The 19,429-nt window shown below is 41.2% G+C and carries 16 protein-coding genes and 1 pseudogene; 8 read left to right on the forward strand and 9 right to left on the reverse strand.

Going from position 1 to position 19,429, the window contains the following annotated elements; all coding sequences use genetic code 11:
- The first annotated feature begins 416 nt into the window (after window positions 1–416).
- From V7K67_RS04365 to V7K67_RS04375, 3 genes are all read left to right on the forward strand, one after another.
- Window positions 417–845: a hypothetical protein gene (locus V7K67_RS04365; protein ID WP_334731047.1), complete on the forward strand. Its 429-nt coding sequence runs from the start codon at window positions 417–419 to the stop codon at window positions 843–845.
- A 77-nt stretch (window positions 846–922) separates the two neighbouring features.
- Window positions 923–1,294 (forward strand): hypothetical protein, encoded by a 372-nt coding sequence (locus V7K67_RS04370; RefSeq protein ID WP_334731048.1) that lies wholly within the window; start codon window positions 923–925, stop codon window positions 1,292–1,294.
- Window positions 1,269–1,736 carry a tetratricopeptide repeat protein gene (locus V7K67_RS04375; RefSeq protein WP_442943750.1) on the forward strand — a complete coding sequence of 156 codons (468 nt, stop codon included), beginning with the start codon at window positions 1,269–1,271 and terminating at the stop codon, window positions 1,734–1,736. The genes V7K67_RS04370 and V7K67_RS04375 overlap by 26 nt, the downstream gene beginning before the upstream one ends.
- 113 nt (window positions 1,737–1,849) lie before the next feature.
- On the opposite strand, the gene V7K67_RS04380 is transcribed toward V7K67_RS04375, so the two are convergent.
- On the reverse strand, window positions 1,850–1,996 hold the full coding sequence (locus V7K67_RS04380; protein WP_334731049.1) for a hypothetical protein: 147 nt from the start codon (window positions 1,994–1,996) through the stop codon (window positions 1,850–1,852).
- 149 nt (window positions 1,997–2,145) lie between these two features.
- The gene (locus V7K67_RS04385; protein WP_334731050.1) at window positions 2,146–2,331 is read right to left on the reverse strand and encodes a hypothetical protein; all 186 of its coding nucleotides are present in this window, start codon (window positions 2,329–2,331) and stop codon (window positions 2,146–2,148) included.
- A 422-nt stretch (window positions 2,332–2,753) separates the two neighbouring features.
- On the opposite strand from V7K67_RS04385, the gene V7K67_RS04390 reads away from it, so the two are divergent.
- Window positions 2,754–3,995: a phosphotransferase family protein gene (locus tag V7K67_RS04390; RefSeq protein ID WP_334731051.1), complete on the forward strand. Its 1,242-nt coding sequence runs from the start codon at window positions 2,754–2,756 to the stop codon at window positions 3,993–3,995.
- A gap of 100 nt (window positions 3,996–4,095) precedes the next feature.
- Window positions 4,096–5,184, forward strand: a complete 1,089-nt coding sequence (locus tag V7K67_RS04395; protein ID WP_334731052.1) for a T3SS effector HopA1 family protein — start codon at window positions 4,096–4,098, stop codon at window positions 5,182–5,184.
- A 305-nt stretch (window positions 5,185–5,489) separates the two neighbouring features.
- Here the strand turns inward: V7K67_RS04395 and V7K67_RS04400 are convergent.
- Both V7K67_RS04400 and V7K67_RS04405 read right to left on the reverse strand, forming a co-directional pair.
- Window positions 5,490–5,673: pseudogene (locus tag V7K67_RS04400) on the reverse strand (IS4 family transposase); the annotation flags it as partial.
- 21 nt (window positions 5,674–5,694) lie between these two features.
- A complete protein-coding gene (locus V7K67_RS04405) occupies window positions 5,695–6,030 on the reverse strand; it encodes a XisI protein (protein ID WP_334731053.1) in 336 nt (111 codons plus the stop codon).
- Between the two features lie 134 nt (window positions 6,031–6,164).
- Between V7K67_RS04405 and V7K67_RS04410 the strand changes: the two genes are divergently transcribed.
- Window positions 6,165–7,673, forward strand: a complete 1,509-nt coding sequence (locus V7K67_RS04410) for a DNA methyltransferase (RefSeq protein WP_335165371.1) — start codon at window positions 6,165–6,167, stop codon at window positions 7,671–7,673.
- Window positions 7,674–8,083: 410 nt separating this feature from the next.
- Here V7K67_RS04410 and ahcY read toward each other — a convergent pair whose 3' ends face one another.
- Window positions 8,084–9,361: an adenosylhomocysteinase gene (gene ahcY, locus V7K67_RS04415; protein WP_335165373.1), complete on the reverse strand. Its 1,278-nt coding sequence runs from the start codon at window positions 9,359–9,361 to the stop codon at window positions 8,084–8,086.
- A gap of 391 nt (window positions 9,362–9,752) precedes the next feature.
- Between ahcY and V7K67_RS04420 the strand changes: the two genes are divergently transcribed.
- Window positions 9,753–11,417, forward strand: a complete 1,665-nt coding sequence (locus V7K67_RS04420; protein WP_335165375.1) for a mechanosensitive ion channel family protein — start codon at window positions 9,753–9,755, stop codon at window positions 11,415–11,417.
- An 85-nt stretch (window positions 11,418–11,502) separates the two neighbouring features.
- On the opposite strand, the gene V7K67_RS04425 is transcribed toward V7K67_RS04420, so the two are convergent.
- Window positions 11,503–11,973 carry a DUF4079 domain-containing protein gene (locus V7K67_RS04425; protein WP_334711038.1) on the reverse strand — a complete coding sequence of 157 codons (471 nt, stop codon included), beginning with the start codon at window positions 11,971–11,973 and terminating at the stop codon, window positions 11,503–11,505.
- A gap of 365 nt (window positions 11,974–12,338) precedes the next feature.
- Here V7K67_RS04425 and V7K67_RS04430 point away from each other — a divergent pair, with 365 nt between their 5' ends.
- Window positions 12,339–13,622 (forward strand): ankyrin repeat domain-containing protein, encoded by a 1,284-nt coding sequence (locus tag V7K67_RS04430; protein ID WP_334731056.1) that lies wholly within the window; start codon window positions 12,339–12,341, stop codon window positions 13,620–13,622.
- Window positions 13,623–14,213: 591 nt separating this feature from the next.
- Here the strand turns inward: V7K67_RS04430 and V7K67_RS04435 are convergent.
- The 3 genes from V7K67_RS04435 to nusB form a co-directional block, all read right to left on the reverse strand.
- On the reverse strand, window positions 14,214–15,605 hold the full coding sequence (locus V7K67_RS04435; protein WP_334731088.1) for a PP2C family protein-serine/threonine phosphatase: 1,392 nt from the start codon (window positions 15,603–15,605) through the stop codon (window positions 14,214–14,216).
- A 1,098-nt stretch (window positions 15,606–16,703) separates the two neighbouring features.
- Window positions 16,704–18,305: a signal recognition particle-docking protein FtsY gene (gene ftsY / locus V7K67_RS04440; protein WP_334731057.1), complete on the reverse strand. Its 1,602-nt coding sequence runs from the start codon at window positions 18,303–18,305 to the stop codon at window positions 16,704–16,706.
- Between the two features lie 200 nt (window positions 18,306–18,505).
- Window positions 18,506–19,147: a transcription antitermination factor NusB gene (gene nusB, locus V7K67_RS04445; protein ID WP_334711032.1), complete on the reverse strand. Its 642-nt coding sequence runs from the start codon at window positions 19,145–19,147 to the stop codon at window positions 18,506–18,508.
- Between the last annotated feature and the right edge of the window lie 282 nt (window positions 19,148–19,429).

The raw sequence follows: 19,429 nt of genomic DNA on the forward strand, positions 1-19,429 counted from the left end.
ATCGTTCTTGTCAGCCGAGGATTTTGCACAAAATCTTGATATTTTCTCTAAAAGGACTTCCAAATAAAAAAATAATCAATCGCTTTGGGGAGACTTGGGAGAGATATTGCTACCTTGTCCCCCTGCTCCTATTGGATGCAAAAATTGAGTAATTTAATTTTTGGATGTCCCAAAGGGCAGAGTTCCATCTGCTTTTGAAGAATTTTTAAGTACAATTACTTAATAGGTGTTAACCAGTCCCAACCAGAAGCAATTTTTGGCTTCTGTTAGTAACGAAAATTGTTAGGAAAATATGATTTAGAGTTGCTAAATCTCAAAGCTCTTGATAAGCTGAAACACCAATCATATAAGCCTTCTGGCGGTTTTTCTGTCTTCACATCCTTGAAGATGCCGATGCGATATAGGAGTGTTTTTTAGTGAACGCAGCTGAACAGGCAACGAACCTTGAACTCGCCAGCAACATAGCTACGGTAGTTAATTTGTTCAAATTCGAGTTTCCTGATGCCAAATCCGATCTCAAACCCTGGAAAAATGACCCAGAAACTAGGGAGTTAGTCGATCCAGATTCTATAGATATTGGCTTTCACTTTCCTGGTATTAGCAAATCTTGGCGAAGTCGTAGTATTTTAATTCAAATCCGATTTTATCAAGATCCCATCAATAATTCCCACCGTGCGATCGGCGTAGAGGTAGCTGGATTCGATCATCGCGGTGAAGCGTGGCGACTTTCTACGGTAGAAAACTGGAATGTTGTCGGCGCATCTTCACCTTCTGGTGAAATCGAGAATAAGCTCAAACAAATTTGCCGACAGATTTTAGAAGTATTTAATAAAGCAAGTGAATAAAATCAACTTGTGTCAGAGAAAGTAGTGAGGAATAATACAGAGGAGAGCTTTGCGTAGGCGTAGCCACCCCGATCACAATGACTACTGTAATATTTGTACATGGCACTGGCATTAGAGAACGAGAATACAACGAAACCTTTGAGATAATTGAGCAAAAGATTCACGCTCAACGTCCTGATATCAAAGTTGCTCCCTGTCTTTGGGGTGCATTAGGTGCAAAGTTCAATGCTCTTCGCGCATCAGTACCCTTGGAGAATGCGACACTGGCTTTATCTCAAGGAGAAGAAGACGCAGATATTGTACTCTGGAGGCAATTATACCGCGACCCTCTTTATGAATTGCGGGTCTTGTCTTTGAAACCGATTGAGTCAGGAAATCCCTTTGGGGAAGAACCAGGGGATATTTTACAACGAAGCATTGGCGATGAGAAAACGCTTATATGGGGATGAACACCCCGCTGTGGCTACTAGCCTGAACAATTTGGCATTTCTCTACTACTCCCAGGGACGCTACAGTGAAGCCGAACCAAAGTACATGAAAGCTTTGGCGATGAGAAAAGGTCTGCTGGGAGATGAACACCCCGATGTGGCACAAAGCCTCAACAATTTGGCTGCACTCTACAATTCACAGGGACGCTACAGTGAAGCTGAACCAAAGTACATGGAAGCTTTGGCGATGAGAAAAGGTCTGCTGGGAGATGAACACCCCGATGTGGCACAAAGCCTCAACAATTTGGCATTGCTCTACCGTTCCCAAGGAAAGTATAGCGAAGCCGAACCTTTGTTTATCCAAGCTTTAGAGATTGCTGAAAAACGGTTGGGGGCAAATCATCCTAAGACAATAACCATTCGTGCAAATCTGGAAGACTTGCGGCGGAATCGTCAGCCTTGATTCAGGAGAATGGTTGCTTTTGTCTAGCGTTGGTTTCAGTAATTTAGGTAATCTGCATCGGCTGCATTACCCGCCTGGGATTCAAATCTTAGTTTAATAAGTAGGCAACATAATTAATTACACAAAATCATTGCAAATGCACTAAAGCCAAATAAAGCGATCGCACAACCTAAAACTACTTCTCTACGATATGCTATGTGAAGGGTGCGATCGCATCTTGTAGAAAAGCAGCTTGTTGCTAGATATTGTAAGCACATCATACTTAAAAAATACCCTGTTTCAACCTTGACAAAAGTGCAGTAGACATCTCCAGAAATTAAATATGCGTTATCCAGAATCCTTGTAGAGACGTAGCACTGCTACGTCTCTACATTCATTTTCACCAGATGTCTAGTTCCATAAGAAGCACTCATGTAGTCTTTGTTTGCGATCGCCCATAGTCATCTACAATTTGTAGATGACGAAAATAACGTGACAACAAAGCTTCCAGACATAAATTATGAAAACTAAAGAAAAAAATAATTACTAATTGCTGAAAAACTCCGGTTTTTTTAGCTTCGTGATGATAAATAAAAGTAATAGCATTGGATGTCATGCTTCGTACCACGAAGGATTACTGAAATTCTTCGCTGCTTTCAGGATGACTGCTGAACATCAAACAAAGTCTACCACCAATCAGTTTTTTTGCTGGGGATGCTTCTTTGCCACACAAAAAGGTGATGGAGCTACATCAAAAGGCTCTACCACAAAACTTACTCTAGATGTATCTAAGTAACTATGCTGATAAAGTGTAAAGATGTGACGGTATCTTGGAGCAAATTTTAAAGGAATTGCAAAGAACTTGGTGCCATTTTGGCAGGTTTCTCTCCCAAATATGGGATATTAGTAGATTGTACAAATCTTTATTTTTATTCACATCTGCCTTCTTGCACTAATTCCTATCTACTGAAAACTGTTAAGACCAAGCAAATTTGACACAGATAAGTTTAAGTAATTTAACGAAGTAGGAAGTAATACATGGTATTATCACTGTCTTCTCATAACGTTATCCAGTATCTACAAGACGTGGGTCTTTGTAGCTCAGAAGATGACGTATCAGATAAATCTGAGTTGCCAGGAAATAGTCAGAGCAATTTCAATTTACTGGTGACTTTAGCAGATAATCGCCAACTGCTCCTGAAACAAGAACGTAACGTTAACAACAATGACGCCGCACCTCATGAATTGTTTCAGGAGTGGCTATTTCACCAGTTGCTCCAACAGTTTCCAGTTCTAGGTAACACTTCAGCAATCGCGCCATTGGTAGTGCATTTTGACGAAGAAAATTCTATTCTTGTCCGCAGTTACCTGAGTGAATATGTGGGACTTGCGACATTATACCACAATAATGAGATTTTTCCACAAGAAATTTCTTCTGCCATCGGCACTACTTTAGCGGGACTGCATCGCGCCACCTACAACCGCCGAGAATTTCAGGATTTTATGGCAACTGCTCCTCAAGGAGAGTTTCGCTATGGCTTTTACAATCCAGCACAAGGGTTAGGGTCAATTGGTTCGGAGATTTTTGGGACTGTTCCCACATATGCACTGAAATTCTATGTTCTCTATCAACAGTACGAGAGTTTGGAATCTGCGATCGCAGATTTGGCATATAGCTGGAATCCTTGTTGCTTGACTCACAACAACCTGAAATTGAACAATATTTTAGTTCATTCCAGGTGGGAGCAACTAGACAATTGTCTAATACGACTGATTGACTGGGAAGCTTGTTCTTGGGGAGATCCAGCCTTTGATTTAGGAACTTTACTAGCAAGCTACTTAAGAATTTGGCTCAAGAGTCTGGTAGTAGACCCCACTATTGAATTAGAAGAATCTCTACATTTGGCATTGACACCATTAGAGATTTTACAACCTTCACTTATTGCCCTAATTAGAGCTTATGTGAATGCTTTCCCGATGATTCTGGAATACCGCAGAGACTTTATTTTGCGCGTTATCCAGTTTGCGGGACTGGCACTGATTCATCAAATTCAGGATACGATTACGTGCCATAAATACTTTAATAATGCTGAACTCTGTATGCTTCAAGTAGCAAAAAAATTACTGACAATGCCAGAGCAAGCGATACTGACCATTTTCGGGATATCAGAGTCAGAAATTCTGAATTCTGTGGCAAAAATCCATAAATTTCCTCAGCCTGTCAGGGAACAGCAGTTACTTCGTATTTATTACGAAAAAACTCAGTTGCGTGGTTGTTAGTAGTAGGGATCAGAATAATTTCAAGAAGAACACATAATTCTGAATTCTGATTACTGACTCCTGAATTCTATTTTTTTAAAGTTTGATTTCTAAATGGATAATGCTAAATTCTTCTATCAATCAATCGCTAAATTCTCTATTTGATATTGCTCAGAATATCCAGATTGAGTCTAATTTTTGTATTTACCATCCCAATTATCAGCCCTTTGCTCTGCCGACTAAAATAGCCGATAGATTTCAGCAAAATTCCGTAGATTTACAACAGAAGTATCTCTCTTTATTGCTACGAAATTTTCTCTATGGAATCTATTACAATGGCTCCCTGCAAAGTACTTTAGCCGTCAATACTGATAGTACTAATCACCCACCAAAGCATAATTTAGCAGACAATTCCATTTTGGAGATTGATTGGAACTTTTATGAGCAACTGCACGCCAGTAATCACGGCATAGGTTACTTTGACCCTCGATGGCAGGTGTTGCGAAAAGAACCTGATGGAACTATGGCGGTGACTAAAGGCGGTTTAACACTTTATGTTGAGCCAGATTGCCATCTAAAATCCAGTAAGAAATCTACCAAAGTAGGTGATATGGTAGCAATCTGGATGCCCAAAAATAGACTGCAAAATGGTTGTTACTTAGCAGTTAGCAATGTCGGACAGGAACGACAGAGCAATCCCGATGCTGATTTAGGAGCAGGGCGAATCTACTTTAACTTTACGCCATCTGGTGCGATCGCTCTCATGGAAAGCTTGACACTACAATTAAACGCAGCCTCGATTCCCTTTAGCTTTCAGGTTCTCCACAACCCTTCTGCATACGGACGCTATGATTCGGGGCTACTTTACTTTGAACTCCCTGACTATCCAGCAATCCGCACAATCCTTCAGACTGTTTATATCGAAAATCAATCCCATTTCCAGCCCGAAATTCCTTTGTTTACCAAATTTTTAGCCCCAGGGTTAGGTTTAGCCGAAGAACCAACCCAAAAATTTGCAGCACAAGAAAGTTTTGGGATGAACCGTTGCCAAATTGTCGCTAATGCTTTATTGGAAGCTTGGCAAAAAGGTAAAAATGCGATGGAGGAACGGATGAGGGTTATTGACCAACATTTTGCGCGGCATCTAATAGATTTGCAGCGTCCTTATCTCAATCCCAGTTCTGAGGATATATACAAGCCTCTAAATTGACGGGATTGGGGACTGGGGACTGGGAATTGGGGACTGGGGATTATTATTCCTCCTAGTCCCTAGAACAACGATTTAGTAATAAAACACGAGACTGGACAACCAGATTTTTAGGTCATTTCAAGCACAATTTCCTTTCTTGCGCCTAAAATAAATCCGAATTTTTCATCATGACTATGAATACTGAATCGGCCTTCTATAGCGGTTCTTAATTGCATAGAATACAGACTATTTGTAGGGGCCATTCATGTAGCCGAAGGCTTCCCGTAGGGTACATTGGTGTCAACTTAAGAAGATAAAGCCCAAATTTATTGAGTGTAAGCGTCAATCTCAAGGGTGGCGCTTACGCCTGGTTTTGACTAATCCAAAGAGCTTTTGATGTTTGACAAGATAAAGAACAGCCTCACTGGCATCACCACAGAGAACAGCTTGGAAGGAATGGTATAAACTGCGGAAAACCATCTCTGTAGAAATTCGGTCTAAAGGTGGTTTAGCAGCAGCTTTTAGACTTAATTAAGTAACTGCAAATTCAGTATGTTGTCTGATATCGGCTGGTTGGAAGCTGAGAACAATTTGATTTTTAGGAATACCAGCGTTAACAAGTTCGTTGGCTATACCGTATTCTGTACCGTCTCTTTGAATCCAGATTTTATCGTTGATAATATCAATATGGACTAAGCAGCTATGCACCCGTTGATTATTTTCCCAGCCTAATGTTAGTAGCAGGTAATGATTAGTGGTTTTGTCTATAATTAGTTGTCTTTCTAGTTCTCCGTAAGCGTAGGGGAGTTGGGCGTATTCGTTTAATATTTTTTGAATGATTTGGCGGTAATTATCTAAGGTCTCCATTGCATTATATTTTTTGTAAAAATTTATTAATAAACAACAGTTAATTATCTGAATATTGTGAAAAACTTATACAATATAAATTGGTTAAGCTTTTTGAAATATTACGTAACATAATTTTAATTATTACATAAATAATGAAATCTAATTTTAAACAATTAAACTTATTTGAAGCAGAACCGACTAATACAAGTCCTGAAACAATAGTATTACCAAGAGGCTATAAAGGATTAGCTGCTTTTCATAAATATTGGGGGAAGAAACCAATTGAATCCCTAGCATTTTTAATTGAAAATTTAACCAAAAAGGGTGACATAGTTTTAGATCCTTTTTTAGGCTCCGGTTTAGTAGCTCGTGAAACAGTAATTAGGCAAAGACTGTTTATAGGTATTGATATTAATCCTGTAGCAGTAGAATTATCGAATTTACTAATTGATTTACCAAGTCCAAACCTTTTAAAAGAAGCAATTGATAAATTAGAAATAAGTGTTAAGTCAGAAATCTATAAAACTTACTTACTAGAAGATGGCAAATTTGCAACTCACTATTTATGGAATGGGAATAAACTAAATTCAGTCTGGCAGTTGTCACAAAAAAGAAATGAAGGTGGCAAAAGATTACCAACTAACTATGATTATCAACTATTGAAACAATTTGAAGAATATCAACCTCAGATACCTCGTCCAATTAAGTTTTTTCAAAATAGTCGAATAAATACAAATGATTCTTTAACACTGAAAGATTTATTCACTGGCCGCGCATTACATAATATAGATTTACTACTTGGTGCAATTCATAAACAACCAGATACAATCAAATCTGCATTATTGCTCTCCTTAACATCTGCTTCAGGTCAAATGTCTAATATGGTTTTTGCAATTACAGGAAGAGGTAAAACAAAATCTCAGCCAACAAATAAAATAGAAGTTGGTAGTTGGGTTATAGGATATTGGAGACCAGCACTACATTTTGAAATCAATGTCTGGAATTGTTTTATTAAACGTGCAAATAGCCTACTAAAATCAATTCAACAAGATGAATTTCAAAAAGGTTATCAGGTATCTAAAAGAGTAGAAGATGTTATTCATAACAAAGCTGAAGTAGCGATTATTCAAGGTGATAATCGAATAATTCTCAATAGTTGCCCTGATGAGACCATTTCACTTGTATTAACTGATCCTCCACATAGTGATAGAATTCCGTACTTAGAATTGAGTGAAATGTGGAATTCTTTAATAGATAAACAACCAGATTTTTATCATGAAATTGTAGTCTCTAATGCCCGTATTCGATTAAAGGATAAAAAACTTTATCTTCATGAAATGACGGAATTTATGCATACTGCTACTCGTATACTTAAGCCTAGCGGGATATTAGCTCTATTTTTCAATGCTAGAGATGCTGCTAGTTGGAAGTTTTTAAAAGAAGTAATACCATCTTCTGATAAATTACAATTTCGGGGATTATTTCCAATGAATTATTCAGCAAATTCAGTAGTGCAAGACAACAGAAAAGGAGGTTTAAAAAACGATTTTGTTTTAATCTATCAAAAACCTGGAAATGAAGATAAGATAAAATTAGAATTTTTAGAAAATTTACCTAATTGGTCTAAAGAAATACCTAATATTAACTCAAAATCATCTTGAATATGAAAAATAAATGAGTTGTACATTTTCTCACCTTTCTCGTCTATATAATGAAAAAAGATAAACTGTTATTAACTTGGACGTTTAAAAACAATGAATACCAAAGCTATGCTGATGTTTTATTTGTACTAAAGTAACAGTAATAAATTACAAACAAAGGGATTAAGTCAAAGTCTATTCCCAAAAAAATAACTAATTAATGAACAAGTTGCCGAAGTTCAATAATTGATATACTCAACTTTAAACTTCAGTCGGGATAGAATGCAAAACCAGTAAACTGCCGGACATAAGGTGACCTAAAACCTAAAACAATGCGTCTATCCTGCGGGAAGGTTTTCAGCGAATGCACGAAACACAAAAAAGGGATAAGCCCAAAAGCCTATCCCCCAAAAAATCAACTAATCAATGTATCAAGTTCCACTTGTCCAAGAATTGATATACTCAATTTGATCAGCAGTTAGGCTATCAATCGTGATACCAATAGCCTGCAACTTCAATCGCGCAATTTCTTGATCAACCTCAACAGGAATTGAGTGCAAACCAGGCGCTAACTTACCTTTATTGTTCACCAGGAATTCACAAGCCAAAGCTTGGTTTGCAAAACTCATATCCATTACCGCGCTGGGGTGTCCTTCAGCCGCAGCTAAGTTAATCAAGCGTCCTTGTCCAAGAACAACAACTGATTTACCATTTTTCAACTTATATTCTTCGGTGAAAGGACGAACTTCCTTGATTTCCTTAGCTTGTGCAGCCAAGTATTTCAAATCAAGTTCCAAGTCAAAGTGACCGGAGTTACAAACGATCGCACCGTCTTTCATGACATCGAAGTGTTCACCACGAACGACGTGCTTGTTACCAGTCACAGTGATAAAAATATCACCTTGGGGTGCAGCTTCAGCCATTGGCAGAACGCGGAAGCCATCCATTACGGCTTCAATTGCCTTGATGGGGTCGATTTCGGTGACGATGACGTTAGCACCCATCCCACGGGCGCGGAGGGCTGTACCTTTACCACACCAGCCATAACCGACGACGACAATATTTTTACCAGCCAACAAAATATTGGTGGCGCGGATAATGCCATCTAGGGTTGATTGCCCAGTACCATAGCGATTATCAAAGAAGTGCTTGGTGTCGGCGTCGTTGACGTTGACTGCGGGGAAGGTGAGAACGCCTTCTCTAAACATGGCGCGTAAGCGCACGATACCGGTTGTGGTTTCTTCGGTGCTACCAATCAAATCAGCAATTTGGTGTTGGCGTTCTTGTATCAAAGTTGCAACCACATCGCTACCGTCATCAACAATAATGTTGGGGCGATGATCTAAAGCTATTTGGACGTGGCGGTTATAGGTTGCGTTATCTTCGCCTTTTTGAGCAAAGACGGGAATTTCATGATCGAGGACGAGGCTAGCTGCTACGTCATCTTGGGTTGATAAGGGGTTGCTAGCAATTAAAAGCGCGTCTGCACCACCGGCTTTCAGAGCGATCGCCAAATGTGCTGTTTCTGTTGTAATGTGGGCGCAAGCTACAAGGCGTAAACCAGCAAAGGGTTTCTCGATAGCAAAGCGATCGCGGATTTGCCGCAAAACTGGCATTTCGCGTCCAGCCCATTCAATGCGCTGTCTTCCCAAGGCAGCTAGGCCGAGGTCTTTAACCTCGTGCTTTAATCGGGGAGAAGTTGCGGTCATCAAAAGTTACCTCAAAAAATTAAAAAAGCTACGTAAAATTTACGCACTCTACTAGGTTATTCTACTACTGCTGATTTTTGCTGGCAATTAGCAAATTACTAGTTAATAGTCTTCAAAACTAGCTTGACGTTTGATCGGCGGAATGTCAACTTCCTCTCCAGGTTCTTCTTTTTTGTTTTATCTTTGTTAAGAGTAAGACTTCTCTAAGTCTTGATCGCTGATTTTCAGTAGTTTGTCATCTGTCTGAAGATAGAAGATAACTAAAAAAACATCAAACTTTCATCGTCTAAAGAGAAAACCTCAACTTTAGATAGGTACATCTACCCAAAGTTATTGCAGAGGATAGTTATAGAAATAGTCACTAGTAGATTTTACTCAAGGAGGTGTTTGAGTGCGCTTTCAATTTTTGGCGATCGCCAGTTCAATGGCAATAGGCGTTGGATCTGTGCCAAAAGCCACAGCCCAGATTCCTTTTTTACCGCAGCTGCAAGCTCCCAGCAGTGTGAGTAATGATTCAGATAACAGAGTTGTTTCGGGCTGGATTTATTTAGATGGTCGTCGGTTATTTCAAATAGCGGCATCAAGAACCAACTTTCCTGAGCGTTCAGAAGATATTCAAAAGAAGTTGAAGAAAATTGGCCAAAATTACTTTCAATCACCAGCAACAACACCAGTCAAGGTAGAAGTTCGGAAAGTAAACGAATTACCAGTAATTTATGTCAACGGTCAATATCTGATGACCGTTACTTCTGAAGATGCTGGACTGCGACAGGTAGATATATCAACATCAGCAAATCAAGTAGCCGAATCATTACAAGAAGACTTGCAACAAGCAAAGCAAGAAAGGCAAACTCAATCTTTAATCGACCAAGGTAAAATTGCTGCCGGTATCGGACTGGCAATGATTGTCATGAGTTGGGGGGTATATGGCTGGCAGCGGCGTTCTCAAAAGGATTCAGAACACCTCATTGCCTCCCAACCCCAAAGGGAACTCTTCAACTACCCAACACCAACAGATCAAGCAATTACAACACAACTAAATCAACGACAAGAGCAACATCTACAAGAAGCCAAGAGACGATTGTTTCAGCTAAGTCAAGCCGGAATTTGGGGAGGTGGAAGCTTCTTTATTTTGGGTCTATTTCCTTATACACGAGGTTTTCAGCTAGGAATTATCACTGCTGCCCAATTTCCTTTGCGATTAGGTGTCGTATTTCTGGGAACCTATGTAGCGATCCGTTTGACTTACGCCCTGATTGACCGCTTCGCCTCCACTCTGATCAGCAGTGGCGCTTTTTTAACTCTAGAAAGTTCTGCACGGCTACAACTGCGAGTTTCCACATTTTCTGGTGTGACTAAAAGTATTGCTACTGTTCTCTGGGTAGGAGTAGGCTTCTTGCTAGCGTTGGTGTCATTGGGGATAGATATCGTTCCCTTGCTAGCGGGTGCTAGTTTAGTTGGTGTTGCATTGTCTTTGGCGTCGCAAAACTTAATTAAAGATGCGATTAACGGTTTCCTGATTATTTTAGAAGATCAATACGCTTTAGGTGATGTGATTACTGTGGGAGACGTGGGAGGCTTAGTAGAAAATCTGAATCTGCGGATGACCCAAGTGCGGGATTCCGAAGGACGCTTGATCACGATTCCCAATGGTGAAATTAAAGTTGTTGCCAATCTTTCTAGTCGTTGGTCACGAGCCGATTTAACAATTCCTATCGCGTACCAAGCCGATACAGAAGAGGCTTTAAAGTTGATTGCAACTATTGCCGATAAGATGAATCAAGAAATGCAATGGCAGCGTCAAATTTTGGAACCGCCGCAAGTTTTGGGAATAGATCAATTTGGCGATCGCGGTTTGGTTATTCGTGTCTGGATTAAAACACAGCCCCTCAAGCAATGGGATGTCGCACGAGAACTTCGCCGCCGCCTGAAAGTTGCCCTAGACGAAGCTGGAATTTCCATCTCTGTGCCTCAACAAGCAATTTGGGTCAATGACGATCAGTTGGTGAACTACCCCGCCGTAAAACGGACGGGGCTTCCCAATGGGCATCGTTAATTTTTCTCCATGCCCAAAAACTCCATCCCGCAAGTGGCGTGGAGTTTTTCATTACCACATTACCTACTAGGCTTGATAAAGTTAACTATGCTTTAGTCAGAATTCTTTGGACAATTTGCACACCAGTAACAGCCTGCCAAGCAAAAAGTCCCAAAAGGGTGAAATTTATCAAAATGTGAGTTGCACGCGCCCAATTTGCCCCTTTCTGCATATAGGGGGACAAAGCAGCAGAAAATGCTATTAGACTTGTCATACCCAGTCCTGCTAACAGGTGAGGCTGGACAAACAATTTACCATTATTGATGTAAGTGACAGCCATCCCACCGATCGCACCTGTCACCATCAAAGCTAGGAGTATAGACCCAATTTGGTAGTGTCTGACGTTATATCTACCTTTAATCAGTTCTTTCTTTTCTTCTCCCTGAGCATTTCTGGTACGCTGTACTTGCAGCCCCAAGTAGGCGGCATAAATTGAGAATGCTAATAGCGCCCACATCAGCACCGGATGGAAGAAGCTCAACCAATATTTCACCGACGCAGAAAGTTCCAGACTCATTGTGTTCTCGCCTAATTCTTAAATCTTCATAAAAATTAGCATAACTCTATTTTGTGTGCCTAATGTTGCTCAAATTAAAAGAGGTTGAGGAATCAGGACAGTCCCAATGAAAAAATTTCATCACCATGAATGAAAATGTCATGTGAGACGGATCTATGGATCTATATAGATACTCATCGAAGGAGTATTTTCAAGTCAGAAGACAAGAGTAAGAGGATTTCTTGATGAAATGATCGCTAAACAAGATTGATCAGGTTTAGAGAAGTATTTTGCAATTTAGTTTAGCCCTCTTGCCAAAGTGGATAAACAATCTCAAACTAAATTTTGAGTGGATACAACAAAACCCCCACCGTGGGATCTCATTCATGACTGAAAACAACGATACTTTGCTGCTAAAAGCTGCTAAAAGTGGTGATATCAAGGGGCTGTGTGCGCTGCTGGCTGCGGGTGCGGCGGTGGACGCGTGCGATCGCCAAGGCACCACAGCGTTAATGTTTGCTGCTAATTTAGGTTATACCGAAATTGTGCGATCGCTTCTGGATGCTGGGGCAGATATCAACTTGCCCAGAAAACTCTATGGTTTGACGGCTTTGATGTTGGCGGCTAGTGCTAAACAACTTGACATTGTGCAGCTTTTACTATCTAGAGGTGCTAATGTCAATGCCACGAATGAAGATGGCAGCACAGCTTTAATGGCAGCAGTCCTCAAAGGTCATATCGATGTAGTGCGAGTTTTATTAGCTGCTGGTGCCCAAGTTAATATCGCCGATAAAGATGATGATACGGCCTTAAAACTCGCCATTAAGCAGGGAAAAATAGAACTTCTAGAAGCAATTCTCCAAACAGGTGTCGATGTTAATATCCCAGATGAGGACGGTGAGACACTTTTAATGCTAGCAGCAGACTTGGGACATCTGAAGATTGTGGAAGCACTGCTAGCAGTAGGGGCTGATGTGAATGTGAACAACCCTGATGGTGGAACTGCCCTATCAGCCGCCGCCGCCGCTGGACACAGTGCGATCGCAGCAGCTTTACTGGATCGAGATGCCCAGATTAATCTCCAAGACCAAGATGGTGAAACTGCCCTACATCTTGCCGTTGTGGAAGGCTATGTTGATGTCGTAAAAGTTTTACTTAACAGGGGTGCAGATGTCCAAATTAGGAACTACCTAGGTGATACACCACTGCTTGTAGCAGCATTGCAGGGACATAGCCAAATTGTCGAGTTATTGCTGCATTCTGGGGCAGATATTAATGGGAAAAATCTTGGTGAAGTACCTTTGACATTGGCAGCATCACAGGGACACACCCAAACAGTGAAAGTGTTGCTAGACTACGGTGCTGATGCCAACATTCCGGGGGATGATAGCAAAACTGCTTTGACCAAGGCAACCGAACGCAAGCACACAGAGATTATAGGTTTGTTGCTAGCAAAGGGGGCAGATGTGAATTTTCAAGACTCAGCAAAGGCAACATCATTAATGTGGGCTGCCTCAGCAGGTTATAACGAAATTGTGCAGGTATTACTGCAAGCCGGGGCAGATGTGAATTTGAAAAACCGGGGCGGTTATACGGCTTTGATGATTGCAGAATTTAATGGTTATAAGAATGTGGTGCGGAGTCTGCAAAAAGCTGGAGCGCAAGAATAAGCATCGGAATTTTTCATCTAAAATATTTTCAGAAATATCTTGACAAATCATTAAATGAAGGTTAGATAATCTTAATGCCAAGAAAGTTTAAAACAACCAAGTTTAGACCGAAGAAACAAACAAAAGCAAAACTCCGTCGTAACTGTTGTGAACTTGCTACGGCGGAGAAAAGAAAAATTAAAACGCCAAGAGGGAGCAGGTTAAATGCTTGTGTCACAAGGATAAAAAGAAAGCAAAAATGAAGAAGTAAATTTACCTTTTATTTTTTACCTTGTACCTTTTACCTTTCACCTGCTCTCCCCCTTGACGTTTCCTACTGTGCTAGATGTGCAAAATATATAGTTTTTACTTGAGCAGAAAAGTATTCTAAGGATCATTTTTTATGTATAATCCAAAAGGCTGCATACAAACAAGTCACCAAAAAAGGTTGATGTGCGACGATTTAGGCGAGCACTACGGAAAAATAAATAAAAAATAAATAAAAAATTAAATTTAGTAGAATCACTGTAGTGAATTCCCTGTCACCATAACTTAGGCGCAGCCTATCCTAGAGAAGGAAAGTTTTCATTCATAATTTTCCCCTGCCTCCTCCTATAAAATTTGTAGAACAACTAATGTCATATCATCAGTATTTTGCTTATCATCACCAATGAATTGCTGAACTTGGTCAAATAGGTAATCCACAATCTCCTGTGGCCCATTGCAGTACTTGCAAGCCGTATTGAAGCTAGAGACAAAATTATCTTCATCGAAGCGATCGCCACCAGCGGCAGCAGCATCGGTCAAACCATCTGTATAGTAAATAATTGTATCCCCAGGCTCTAACTGTACCTGGGCATCTTCATATTGGCTGTTAGCATCCAAACCGATTAGCATTCCCAAAGTATCTAAACGGCTGACAGTTTTTGTTGCTGCGTGCCACCACAAAGGAGGATTGTGTGCCGCATTGCTATAAGACAAAATTCGCTTATGGGGATTATATTCTGAATAAAATAGCGTTACAAAGCGGTGGGAATTTTCCAAATCCGCATACATAACTCTATTTAAGTTTTGCAGAATTCCGGCAGGGGAATTACCATGTAGCACTTCTCCCCGTAGCATTCCCCGCATCATCGTCATAATCAGCCCAGCGGGGACACCTTTGCCCATGACATCTCCAATAACCAAACCCCAGCGACTATTTTCCGTGCCGCCTTTGATTTTGGGTTGAATCTTATTGTTACTGGTAGCAATAAAATCGTAGTAGTCTCCACCAACCCGATTGGCAGGTTTACAACGTGCCGCCAGAACTGCACCAGGGATTGTAGGACATTGACGTGGCAAAAGTCGCCGTTGAATTTCTGCGCCAATTTCTAGTTCTTGGTCTAGGCGTTCTTTTTTTCTCAGTTCTACAGCTAGTTCATCATTTTCGATCGCTACTGCTGTTTGGTCTGCCACTAACCTAACTAACTTTTGCCTAGTTTCTGTCCAACTATATTCTGGATCGCGACTCAAGACGTAGAGCCATCCCCGTTCTGTATGCTTTACCAGAATTGCCGTACCAAAGATTTGCACATCTGGCCCCAAGTAGCGATGCATTTGGTCATCCAAAATTCCCGTGGCATTCGCTAAAGGGGCAGCATTGGGTACAAGTGTGATTTGACTGCTAGCTATTTCTAGCGCCTTGCGGATATTCTTTCGCTGGCGACTATCTTGCCAATGTAACTGCTCTAACCTAACTTGACCATTAGGTTTATAGAGAAACAGGGCGCTACCATCTGCATCTGTCACCCTTGTTGCCATCAGCGGTATCAGTTCCAAAAACTGATTTAAATTATTGAAACTTCTCAGGGCAAATCCTAAAGAACTTAGCAAATCTTGAATTTTGTTCTGTTCCCGGTGCAACCTTGCCACGAGTTCTTTAAGTGCCACGACTGGTGTGACATCAGTTGCGGCACTACTATTGTTATCAGTGGGTTGAGAGGGAAGTTGAGACACAGGTATCGGTATTATTGCACTTTAATATTGGCGGATTTTAGATTACTTATAAATCTTTTGGCTTTGGCATTGCTAAACCATATTTAGACAAGACTTGTCATTTTAGCAAGAGTATAAAGACGTAACAGGCAAATTTCATCAGTATTCTATTTTTGATGGAATATTTAGTCATTTCAAATCATGTATTTGTAGTCCAAACCCAACCCGTAAAAATTACTAGTTTCAGTGATCATTTAGAAAGCTTTTCATTTTTTCATAACTTAATTTCCAAAGCATATCTCTAAAGTCATAAAAATACTTTAGTTAAAGAGTAATTTATAACGCTTTCAGATTGACTGTTTGGGCAGAAACAATCAGGAGGTTAGAAGTCTTCTGAGTGAAAACCTCTAGAAGCTCTCAAGTCGAGCTTGTTTGGTAAAAATAGACTTACACTTACTCCCAAACCTGAAAATATGTAAATAAGTCTTCAAATACTTAATTTGTATACCATAATTGTCGGGATAATTGCCAAGATTGAGCTTTTGAGTCCACAATAGATAATTCTCCGAAGTTTTGATAGTCGGAAGCCGTACTTTTGTTGAGATAGGTGCTGGGCAAATAGCTGACACTTTGCTTGCCCGTCAAATTGCTGCAAGATGCAAGTTTACAGGCTTTTGTGTGTCACAAAATAGCCGTATTGCTACATTGAAAAAGCCCATTTTGGGTGTCAAAAAGGGCATTAGCTGGGGATTAGGGACTCTTTACTGGGAAAATTGTTCGGGGATTCAGACCCCAACCAAGTTTTGTCCGCGCAGCGTTCGCACGAGAAGAAAACTCTTCATAGTCCCCAGTCCCCAGTCCCGAAGCGCCATTCCTTCCCGACTTCGGCGCAGCAAGTCGGGAAGGAATGGCGTGACCCGTTGAAATGTTAGCAAAAATCACCCATTTACTGAGAGAAGGTAGGAGGCAGGAGGAAAGTGCCTCCTGAATGTTACAAACTTATGGTTTTAGTACTTGAGCCGTTTCCAGAATTTTATTTCTAGTTAGTTCAAGTGATAATACCAGATCAGTTATCCCTAAATTTATCAGTTTGTCAAGAAAAATTTTTAACTCCAAATTTTTCAATTAGCCACTCAAGAGAGCTTCGACAAACTCATAGCTCGAAAAGGGTCGCAGGTCTTCAATTCCTTCGCCAGCACCAATAAAGCGAATGGGCAAACCTAGCTGTTGTACAACGGCCAGGGCAACGCCGCCTTTGGCAGTACCATCGAGCTTAGTTAAGACAACGCCACTTAGTTGGGCAGCTTGGGAGAAAACTTCAGCTTGCCGCAGTCCATTTTGCCCTAAAGTGGCATCTAGAACCAAAAGAGATTCTACTTTGGCATTTGGGGCTTTTTTGTCGATAATTCGCCGGATTTTACCGAGTTCATCCATTAAATTTTTCTTGTTTTGCAGTCGTCCAGCTGTATCTACTAGAAGTAATTCGGTTTGACGCGCTTGGGCGGCTGCGATCGCATCAAATACAACTGCTGCCGGATCTGTATTCTTTCCCGGATTGGCAATTACTTCTACACCACTCCTACTACCCCAAACCTTCACCTGTTCCACAGCAGCGGCGCGGAAGGTGTCTGCTGCCCCAATCAAACATTTATAACCAGATTTTTGTCCGAGGTGGGCAATTTTGCCGATGGTGGTAGTTTTACCGGCACCATTTACCCCAGTGATTAACCAAATATTTAAGGTTTCTTTTTCTGGGGTAAAGCTAGTTTTGTGGGATGTAATGCTTGGCGCATCCAGCATATCCCGGAGGATTTTTTTCAGATAAGCGATCGCTTCTTCAGGTGCAGTAACTTCTTCTCGAAGTTTTTTCTGTAGGGCATTGATAATAAAGTCTGTTGCCTCTACACCCACATCAGCTTGCAAGAGCAATGCCTCAATTTCCGTCACAGCAGCTTGATTAAGCGGCCCTTGACCAACGATCGCCTTTAGTTGGTTGAGAATACTACGGCGAGTTTTGTCTAACCCTTGCCGGAGCTTTTTCAGCCAGGTAATTTCTTCAATAGAAACATCTTCTGGACTTCTACCTTGAGCTGCCAGGACTTTCGCTGACCAGACAAACCCATCATCAAATTCCAGTCCGAGAATTTCCTCTCCTAACTCTGAGGTTGCAGCTATTGGCTGTGCTACCTCCGGTTCTGGGACTTCAATAGCGGTGGCTATTAGTTGTTCCAGCTTGGCTTGCCGTTCTGCCGCCGCCCGTTCTAAGAAGGATAAGGCGGCTGGTGCTGCCTCTGGTTCGGTGGGAGTTGGTTCAACTTCGCTGGCTGTGAGTTCTGGGCTAGAGACATTTGCCTCTTCGGTAATTGCTGCCACTGATGAATCTTCTGTATTTTCCTCAGTAGCAGCTTCTACGGTTGTACTAGCAGGTTCCTCAGTTGCTTCTGGTTCAGTGACTTCTGCAATTGGCGTTTCTGCGGTTTCAGGTTGTGCTGATGGTGCTGGGGCATCTGCTAAATCAGGTGGGGTTTCTACTACCTCGGCTTGTTGTTTTTGCTGAATATTTTTGTAGGCAGCTTTAGCAAATGCTAACAAATCTGCCGTTGTGTCTGGTGCAGTTTCAACTGGCTCTGTTTGGGGTTCTTGTACAGGAGGAGTTTCTTCCTGCTTCTGATCAGAGGGAGTATCAGAGGAATCATTATGTTGACGACGGAACCAATTAAAAACCATTGCAGCAGTATTGGTTATATGAGTTATAAGTTATGAGTTATGAGTTTAATTTAACTTGGGGCATGGGGCATTGCTTATTTCTCCCTTATCCCCTCATTTTGCTCACGTAGCCACTTAAGGCTTAGTCTGGTCAGATGGGCTTTTTCAAGCCCCTGCCTTTAGGCATGGGGTTTCTGACTTTTGGAAGTAAGTATAAAAGGCTATGCTGTTTGTTTCTGCTCAGTGACTCGGCGCAAAACACCGTTAATAAACCGATGACCATCGTCGCCACTGTAGCGTTTGGCTAATTCCACAGCTTCGTTGATGGCGATACTATCTGGAACTCCTAAGAACTTCATTTCTGCCACAGCGATTTGTAAGATATCGCGGTCAATTTGGGCGAGGCGAGTTACTTGCCAATCAACTAAGGCATTAGAAATGAGTTCATCTATGATGTGTCGATTTTCGTTGACGGTAATCACAAGCTCTTTAGCGTAATTCCGAACTCCCTTGTCCTGATTAGCTAACTGAATCAATACGGGGAAATCAACTGCTGTACCCAACTGATTGATTGCTGTCTGGGTACAGGCGATCGCTTCTTGAAGCATCGTTCTGGCAGTATTGAGATCAGAAGCACGAGTTTGACTGCTTAAGAGGCGATCGTTACTGCGTTGCAGTTCACCTGCGGCATTATCAAGAGTATCTTGCACTTCTGAGGTCAGAGTCCGTACTGCTCCTAGTACCAACTTGGATACTAGTTGATCGTCTTCCAATTTATCTAATTTTTTGGGGTTGACTGGCAATTGGCTAAGGCTTAAAAGCGCCAATTCACGAGCAATTTGCTGGGGTTTACGGGGTTGCATAAAAGTGATGGGTGATTTGCGAGAACAGATTAACTAGGCTGGACAAACTTATAATTATATCAATTTTGGCATAGTCAAACAACAACATTACGGATTTGCTTGTGACTTTGCCAGATAGATTTTAACGGTTCACGTCCAGAATTCTCCAACTTCTCTACGAGACGCTACCTAAAGAGCTAATAAGAAGGTACTGGGGATTGGGGACTGGGGATTGGGGACTGGATGCTGGGTACTAGAACTTACACAAAATAAAAAACGAACCGCATAGACGCGGAGGGGCTT

Source organism: Nostoc sp. (genome assembly GCF_036917155.1).
Lineage (GTDB): Bacteria > Cyanobacteriota > Cyanobacteriia > Cyanobacteriales > Nostocaceae > Nostoc.